The 7,019-nt window shown below is 67.7% G+C and carries 6 protein-coding genes and 1 riboswitch; of the genes, 2 read left to right on the top strand and 4 right to left on the bottom strand.

The features are described 5' to 3' along the window. Window positions 1-108: 108 nt before the first annotated feature. A complete protein-coding gene (locus ACFWPK_RS31525; RefSeq protein WP_378921979.1) occupies window positions 109-1,056 on the bottom strand; it encodes an oxygenase MpaB family protein in 948 nt (315 codons plus the stop codon). A gap of 138 nt (window positions 1,057-1,194) precedes the next feature. Between ACFWPK_RS31525 and ACFWPK_RS31530 the strand changes: the two genes are divergently transcribed. Further along, window positions 1,195-1,872 carry a TetR/AcrR family transcriptional regulator gene (locus tag ACFWPK_RS31530; protein ID WP_378921981.1) on the top strand — a complete coding sequence of 226 codons (678 nt, stop codon included), beginning with the start codon at window positions 1,195-1,197 and terminating at the stop codon, window positions 1,870-1,872. On the opposite strand, the gene ACFWPK_RS31535 is transcribed toward ACFWPK_RS31530, so the two are convergent. From ACFWPK_RS31535 to ACFWPK_RS31545, 3 genes are all read right to left on the bottom strand, one after another. Next, the gene (locus ACFWPK_RS31535) at window positions 1,835-2,980 is read right to left on the bottom strand and encodes a homoserine O-acetyltransferase (RefSeq protein ID WP_378921982.1); all 1,146 of its coding nucleotides are present in this window, start codon (window positions 2,978-2,980) and stop codon (window positions 1,835-1,837) included. The two genes, ACFWPK_RS31530 and ACFWPK_RS31535, sit on opposite strands and share 38 nt — an antisense overlap. Beyond that, the gene (locus tag ACFWPK_RS31540; RefSeq protein ID WP_378921983.1) at window positions 2,977-4,293 is read right to left on the bottom strand and encodes a bifunctional o-acetylhomoserine/o-acetylserine sulfhydrylase; all 1,317 of its coding nucleotides are present in this window, start codon (window positions 4,291-4,293) and stop codon (window positions 2,977-2,979) included. Before ACFWPK_RS31540 ends, ACFWPK_RS31535 begins: the two co-directional genes overlap by 4 nt. An 83-nt stretch (window positions 4,294-4,376) precedes the next feature. Beyond that, window positions 4,377-4,487, bottom strand: a riboswitch (SAM riboswitch). 64 nt (window positions 4,488-4,551) lie between these two features. Further along, the gene (locus ACFWPK_RS31545) at window positions 4,552-5,274 is read right to left on the bottom strand and encodes a TetR family transcriptional regulator (protein ID WP_378921985.1); all 723 of its coding nucleotides are present in this window, start codon (window positions 5,272-5,274) and stop codon (window positions 4,552-4,554) included. Window positions 5,275-5,408: 134 nt separating this feature from the next. Here ACFWPK_RS31545 and ACFWPK_RS31550 point away from each other — a divergent pair, with 134 nt between their 5' ends. Then, the gene (locus tag ACFWPK_RS31550; RefSeq protein WP_378921987.1) at window positions 5,409-6,902 is read left to right on the top strand and encodes an MFS transporter; all 1,494 of its coding nucleotides are present in this window, start codon (window positions 5,409-5,411) and stop codon (window positions 6,900-6,902) included. The last annotated feature ends 117 nt before the right edge of the window (window positions 6,903-7,019 follow it).

A 7,019-nucleotide genomic window follows, 5' to 3' on the forward strand; every position in this document is an offset into this window, starting at 1 on the left:
GCCCTGGTCTGCCAATTCGTTTACCTCGCGCCCAAAATAAATACTCTCGGCGTCTGCTGAAAAACACCCGGCCGCGTCGTTCGACGCGCCCGGTTCTGTTTTCGGAGTTCAGGCGGAGGTCTTGTCCCACAGGCTGCGGGTGCCGTTGCTGCCGTAGAGCGCGCGAGCATCGCTCGGGCTGATCGTCGACGGGGTTCGCGGCGTCGCGGCGCCGGCGTGGGCGGCCAGGATCTGTCCGGTCATCTTCGCGACGTACGGGCTGGCCATGATCAACCCGAGGTTGGCGCGACGTGCGGCCGCCCAGACGAGCACCTTCCCCGGGATACGGACCACGGCGTCCACGACACGAGGCATGTCGAATCGGCCCAGCTCGCGCATCCAGGTGGGCAGCGTCGAGATCGTCGCCAGCGACAGCACACGACCACCGGCCGCGAACGTCATGCCTTTGCTCACCGACGGCCACAGCAGGAAATGCATGGCTTCCACGGCCCGCTCGCTGACGCACAACTGCGGCCGAACGCGCTCGAAGTACGCGCGCACCTCGGCACGATTGCGCGGCACATCCGAGGGCTTGCAGGTCTGTAGTTCGGCGGCGATCACGCACTCGGCCCAGTACCGGTCTTCTTCGGCCGGACTCAGCGGCCCCGGCCCGAACATCTCGTAGGCCTTGAGCACAGAATGCCACCCGGTGACGTGGATCCACAGCTGGGAGTCGGGGTTGTTGGCGCTGTAGCGCTTGCCGCTGATCGGTTCGATGCCCGTCATCGGCGCGTGCACCTTCATCAGGTGTTCGGCGGCCTGGATGGCGGTGCGGCCGTCGCCGAGCGCGACCAGCAGGAAGTAGGACAGCGTGTGGTCGAGACGGGTGGCGGGATTGTCGTAGATCCCGTGCGAATCGGCGACCGCTGCGGTCAGGAACGGATCGAAGTGCTCGAGGGTGACCGCGCGCTGGAATCCGATCAGCGCGGTCGGCGCCGCCCACACCTTCCAGGTGGGGGAATCCGGCCCGAAGAAGCCGTAGTCGTCGCGACGCAGAGTCGACGCATCGAAAGCCATTGCACATGCCCCTTTGCAGTGCGAGGAATATTGAATACAACACCACCGTAGCAATTACTCGACGTGAATACAACGGTTGCGTAGGATTCGTGACGAAGGATGGCGGGTATCGTCGGCGAGCGAAAGGCAGGTGGGCGGGTGACCTCGACGCAGGAGCAACGACCTCGACGCCGCTATGCACCGCGCCTGCCGCCGGACCAGCGCCGCGCGCAACTTCTCGACGCCGCGTTCACCGTCCTGGGCCGGATGGAACTGCACGAGCTGAGCATGGAGGCCGTCGCGCAGGAGGCGGGCGTCGGAAAACCCGTGCTGTACACGGTGTTCAAGACCCGCGCCGAACTCGTCGAAGCGCTGCTGGAACGCGAACGTGAACGCGGACTGGATCAGATCGCCGACACGCTGCCCGAAGACCTGCTCGGCGCCGACCCATTGGCGGCTGCCTCGGCGACTGTCGAAGCGTTCGTCGGTGTGGCACTGGCGAATCCGACTCGCTGGCGGCTGATCCTCGCCACCCCGGCGAGCGCGCCCGACGAATATCGTGCGGCTCTTCGTGCTTCGCGTGCCGAAATCTTGGAGCGCGCGGAATCGCTTGTCCGCATGGGTATCTCAGTGCTGCCGAAGTGGTCGGGCATGGATGCCGGGCTGCTCGCGAGCTCGACCCTCACCATCGCCGAAATGCTCGGTCGGCTCGGGGTCAGCGAGCCGGAAGAGTATCCGCGCGAACGACTTCAGGCCTATGTCCGGTCGATCGTCACCCTGCTGACCGGGGGAGTGAACGTCAGCGGTTCTCCCGCGCGAGGCGCATCGTCTCGGTGAGCAACTTCGACACCGCGGCCGCCTCGGTGAGGAACCCGTCGTGCCCGTCGCGTGAATGCACGATCTCGAGACCCGCGCAGCCCGGCAGCCCTTCGGCCAGCTCGGCCTGGGTGTGCAAGGGGTACAGGCGGTCCGAGTCGACCCCGCCCACCACGCACGGCACCGACGTCGAAGCCAGCGCGGCAGCGACACCGCCGCGCCCGCGACCCACATCGTGGCGGTTCATGGCCTCGCTGAGCAGCACATAGGTGGCCGGATCGAAGCGTTGACACAGCTTGTCGGCCTGGTGTTCGAGGTAGCTCTGCACCGCGTACCGTCCACCGGTCCACGGGTCTTCGTCGCCCTGGGCCTTGTTGGTGAAGCGGTGGTCGAGTTCGCCTTCGGTGCGGTAGGTCAGGTGCGCGATGCGCCGGGCCAGCCCCATGCCGGTCATCGGCGCGCGGCCGGTGCCGTGATAGTCGCCGCCCTGCCAGTCGGGATCGGCGGTGATGACGGCCATCTGGGTGGTCTGGGTGCCGATCTGATCGGCGGTGGCGCGAGCGCCGACGGCCAGCACGAGCGCGGCACTGACCCGCTCGGGCAGGCCGATGATCCACTCGAGCACCCGCATGCCGCCCATCGAGCCGCCGACGACCGCGCCGAGCCGCTCGATCCCGAGCACCTCGAACAACCGCGCTTCGGCGTTCACCTGATCGCGGATGGTCAGCTCGGGAAACCGTGCGCCCCATGGCTTTCCGTCGGCCGCCAGTGCGGACGGGCCGGTGCTGCCCTTGCAGCCGCCGAGCACGTTGGTCGCGATCACACACCACTCGTCGGTGTCGATCGGCGCGCCGGGCCCGACCATGCCTTCCCACCAGCCGGGCGCCCCGTCGGGCCCACCGACGACATGAGAGTCGCCGGTGAGCGCGTGTTCGACGAGCACCACATTGTCCAGGGTGGGCGAGAGCTCGCCCCAGCGTTGCACCGCCAGCCGCACATCGGGGATAACGGCGCCGTTCTCCAGCGCCACGTCCCCGATGGCGACCACGCCGACACGCCCGTCCTGGGGTGGCAGCAGGGCCACCCCGGTTTCGGGTCGGGCGATCGGCGATTCGGTGCTCACAGTCACGTCGTCGCCGCCGCGAACCCGGCCCGCAGATCGGCCAGAATGTCTTCGATGCCCTCGATGCCCACCGCGAGCCGGACCAGGCCGGGAGTGACGCCGGCCGCCAGCTGCTCTTCGGGCGTCAACTGCGAGTGCGTGGTCGACGCCGGGTGAATCACGAGTGAACGCACATCACCGATGTTAGCTACATGGCTGTGGAGGCTGAGCGCGTCCACGAACTTCTTGCCCGCATCGACACCGCCCGCCAGCTCGAACGCCACGATCGCGCCCGCACCCTTGGGCGCCAGCTCCTCGGCCCGCGCGTGCCAGGGCGAGGACTCGAGGCCCGCGTAGAACACCGCGTCGACGCCCGGCTGCTCGGCGACGAACTTCGCGACCGTCTCGGCATTGCTGACGTGCCGCTCGACGCGCAAGCTCAGCGTCTCGATGCCCTGCGCGATGAGGAACGCGTTGAATGGCGAGACCGCAGCACCCAGATCGCGCAGCAACTGCACGCGCGCCTTGAGCGCGAACGCGGGCGCGCCCAGATCGGCGAACACCGCACCGTGGTAGCTGGGGTCGGGCTCGGTGAAACCGGGGAAGCGCGCGTTGCCGTCGGCGTCGCGCACGGTCCAATCGAACGTGCCGCCGTCGACGATCACGCCAGCCACGGCCGCACCGTGCCCACCCAGGTACTTCGTCGCCGAATGCACGACGATGTCGGCGCCGTGGGCCAGCGGCTGGATCAGGTACGGGGTGGCGACGGTGTTGTCGACGATCAGCGGAATGCCGTTCGCGTGCGCGACACCGGCGATGCCGGGGATGTCGAACACCGCACTGCTCGGGTTGGCGATGGTCTCGCCGTAGAACGCCTTGGTGTTGGGCTGGATCGCCGCTTCCCACTGCGCGAGGTCATCGGGATCCTCGACGAACGAGACCGTGATCCCCAGCTTGGGCAGCGAGTAGTGGAAGAGGTTGTAGGTGCCGCCGTAGAGGTGCGGGCTGGACACGATGTGGTCGCCCGCGCTGGCCAGGTTCAGGATCGCGTAGGTCTCCGCGGCCTGGCCGGAGGCCAGCAGCAACGCCGCGACGCCACCTTCGAGCGCGGCAACCCGCTGCTCCACCGCGTCCTGGGTGGGGTTCATGATCCGGGTGTAGATGTTGCCCGGCTCGGCGAGGCCGAACAGCGCGGCGGCGTGATCGGTGTCGCGGAAGGTGTAGGAGGTGGTCTGGTAGATCGGCAGTGCCCGCGCGTTGGTGCTCGCGTCGGGGGCCTGGCCCGCGTGGACCTGCTTGGTCTCGAAGGACCAGTTCTCGGGCAGGGAAGAGTCGGTCATGTCGTGCTCCAGTGGGGTGTGCGCCGGGGGGATCTCGTCAACTGGGTCGGATCGACGGGCAACAACACATGGGGGCCTCCTGCAATGCGCGCTTGCTCTCGACTTTCGAGAGCCCGGTCATCACCCGGAGCACCCCACCGCAGCTGGAGGGTTGCCGACCAGCGAGCCGGGGCTTGGCGCTGGTACTCATGACCTTGCCGTCATGTTAACCGGACACCTCCCGCGCGCGGAAACTTCCCCCGCATTTCACGCTGAAGATCACTCGTCGGCCGGTGTGCCGAAGCCGGGCGTGTCGTCGACCGGTGCGCCACAGACCTGCCGCAAGCCGTGGTAGGCGCGCAGCACGGCGTCGCGAGTGACCCGAACAGCTACCGTCGGTGACCCGCTCAGCAGTGCTTGTTCGGTATCGGCGACCGAGATGTGGCACAGCATCTGCCAGATCCCGGCCACCAGCTTCACCTTGAAGTCGTCCGGTGACGTGCCCATCCGCTGCGCGAGCTCGGTGCACACCGCGACGTTCTTCTTCTCCGCGTATTCCAGCGCCCGCGCGTTAACCGACTGGCTGGTGCGCATGATCCGCTGCATCTGCAGGAACTGGCGGATGAACCGGATACCGTCCGCGTCTGCCTCCGCCTGGACCACCGCCAGGTAGGCGCCGCACAGTGCCTGGAGTTCGTTGCCGGTGTTCGGTTGGGAGCGCAGCGCGACGGCGACGGAGACCCCGAAGTCGTCGATCGGGGCCAGCACGATGTCTTCCTTGAGCGCGAAGTACCGGTTGACAGTGCGCGGTGACACATCGGCACCCGCGGCGATCTGCTCGACCGTCGTCGCGTCGAAACCCTGGCTATCGCACAGTTCGAGGCCGATCGCGACGATCGCGGCCTTGGTCTGGATCTTCTTGCGTTCACGCAGGCCCAGCGGCGCGTCGGCAGCCGGTTCGGTCGTCCGGTCGGCGCTGATCGGAGTAGTCGAGTCCAGCATCACACCAGCCTACCGTGTCGGTCGCTTTATCTGTCTAGGAAAGCCAATTGGCGCGTTCAGACATTTTTCTCTTGACGCCAATTGTCGTGTAGTGCCAGGATTGGTCGACGCCAATCTAGTAACGAGGAGTTCTGGTGACCGGCACCGAGCTAGAGACGAAACATGTTGATTCTCAACAGAATTCGATGCGGTGGTGGGCGCTGGTCGTGCTCTCCGCCGCCCAGTTGATGGTGGTGCTCGACGCCACCGTGATCACGATCGCCCTGCCGTATGCCCAGCGGGACCTCGGGATCAGCGACGGCGACAAACAGTGGGCGCTCACCGCGTACACGCTCATCTTCGGCGGGCTACTGCTGCTCGGCGGACGGATGGCCGACTACCTGGGCCGACGCCGGATCTTCCTGGTCGGCCTGGTCGGCTTCGCCGCCGCGTCGGCGCTGGCCGGCCTCGCGCAGACCGGCGCGCAGTTGTTCATCGGCCGCGGTCTGCAGGGCGCGTTCGCCGCACTGCTCGCCCCCGCGGCCCTGTCGCTGCTGTCGGTGATCTTCACCGATGTGCAGGAGCGGGCCCGCGCGTTCGCGGTGTTCGCCGGTATCACCGCGGGTGGCATCGCGTTCGGGCTCATCGTGGGCGGCGCGCTCACCGAGTTCGCGTCATGGCGGTGGACGCTGCTGATGAACACCCCGATCGCGCTCATCGCGGTGGCCGGTGCGGTCGCGGTGATCGCGCGTGATATCCCGGTGCCCCGAACCGGCGGCTACGACCTGCCCGGCGCCGTCACCGTGACATTCGGCTTGGTCTCCATCGTCTACGGGTTCAGTCGCGCCGCTGAACACGGCTGGCTGGCGGGCAGCACCCTCGGCCTGCTCGGCGCGGGCTCCGCCTTGCTCGTCGCGTTCGTCCTCATCGAGGCACGCTCGGCGAATCCGCTACTACCACTGCGAATTCCGGGTGAGATCAATCGCGGCGGCGCATTGCTGGCCGCGCTGCTGATCCCGATCGCGATGTTCGCCATGTTCTTGTTCCTCAGCTTCTACTATCAGAACACCCTCGGCTATTCGCCGCTGAAGGCGGGCATCGCGTTCCTGCCGTTCCCGGTGGGCATCGGGATCGCGGCGGGCATCACCAGTTCGTTGATGCCCAAGTTCGGGCCGCGTCCGCTGATGGTGGTCGGCGCGCTGCTCGGCGTCGTCGGACTGCTGTGGCTGGCGCAACTGAGCTACGGCGACGGGTACGCGCTGAGCGTGCTGCCCGCGCAGCTGCTGATGGCGCTCGGGATGGGCCCGCTGTTCGTCGGCATGCAGGCCGTCGCCCTGCATCAGGTCGACGCCGAGGACTCCGGCGTCGCCAGCGCCTTGCTCAATGCCGCGCAACAGGTCGGTGGTGCCGTCGGCACCGCGCTGCTGACCACCCTGTCGGTCCAGGCCGCCGAGAACTACGTCACCGACAACCCCACCGTCGACCACCTGATCGAACGCGCCTCGATCTATTCCTACGACGTCGCGTTCTATATCGGCGCCGGCTTCTTCCTCGCCGCCGCCGTGGTAATCGCGGTGATGATCCGCGACAAGCCGGAGAACCTCATCGAAGGCGACGAACACGCGGCCGCCGTGCCGATCGCGGTCTGACCTGGTCGGGGGGGGGCGGGGGGCCCGGGGGGGGGGGGGGGGCCTGCCCGGGGGGGGGTTGGGGGGGGGGTGCCCCGCGGGGGTCCTGGGGGCGTCGCCCCGGCTGGGGTGCAGGGG

The sequence above is a fragment of the Nocardia sp. NPDC058519 genome (assembly GCF_042719755.1).
Lineage (GTDB): Bacteria > Actinomycetota > Actinomycetes > Mycobacteriales > Mycobacteriaceae > Nocardia.

What these genes read in the sequence shown, in the direction of transcription:
- ACFWPK_RS31525 (WP_378921979.1), bottom strand. Translation starts at nt 1,056, where the DNA reads ATGGCTTTCGATGCGTCGACTCTGCGTCGCGACGACTACGGCTTCTTC.
- ACFWPK_RS31540 (WP_378921983.1), bottom strand. Translation starts at nt 4,293, where the DNA reads ATGACCGACTCTTCCCTGCCCGAGAACTGGTCCTTCGAGACCAAGCAG.
- ACFWPK_RS31545 (WP_378921985.1), bottom strand. Translation starts at nt 5,274, where the DNA reads ATGCTGGACTCGACTACTCCGATCAGCGCCGACCGGACGACCGAACCG.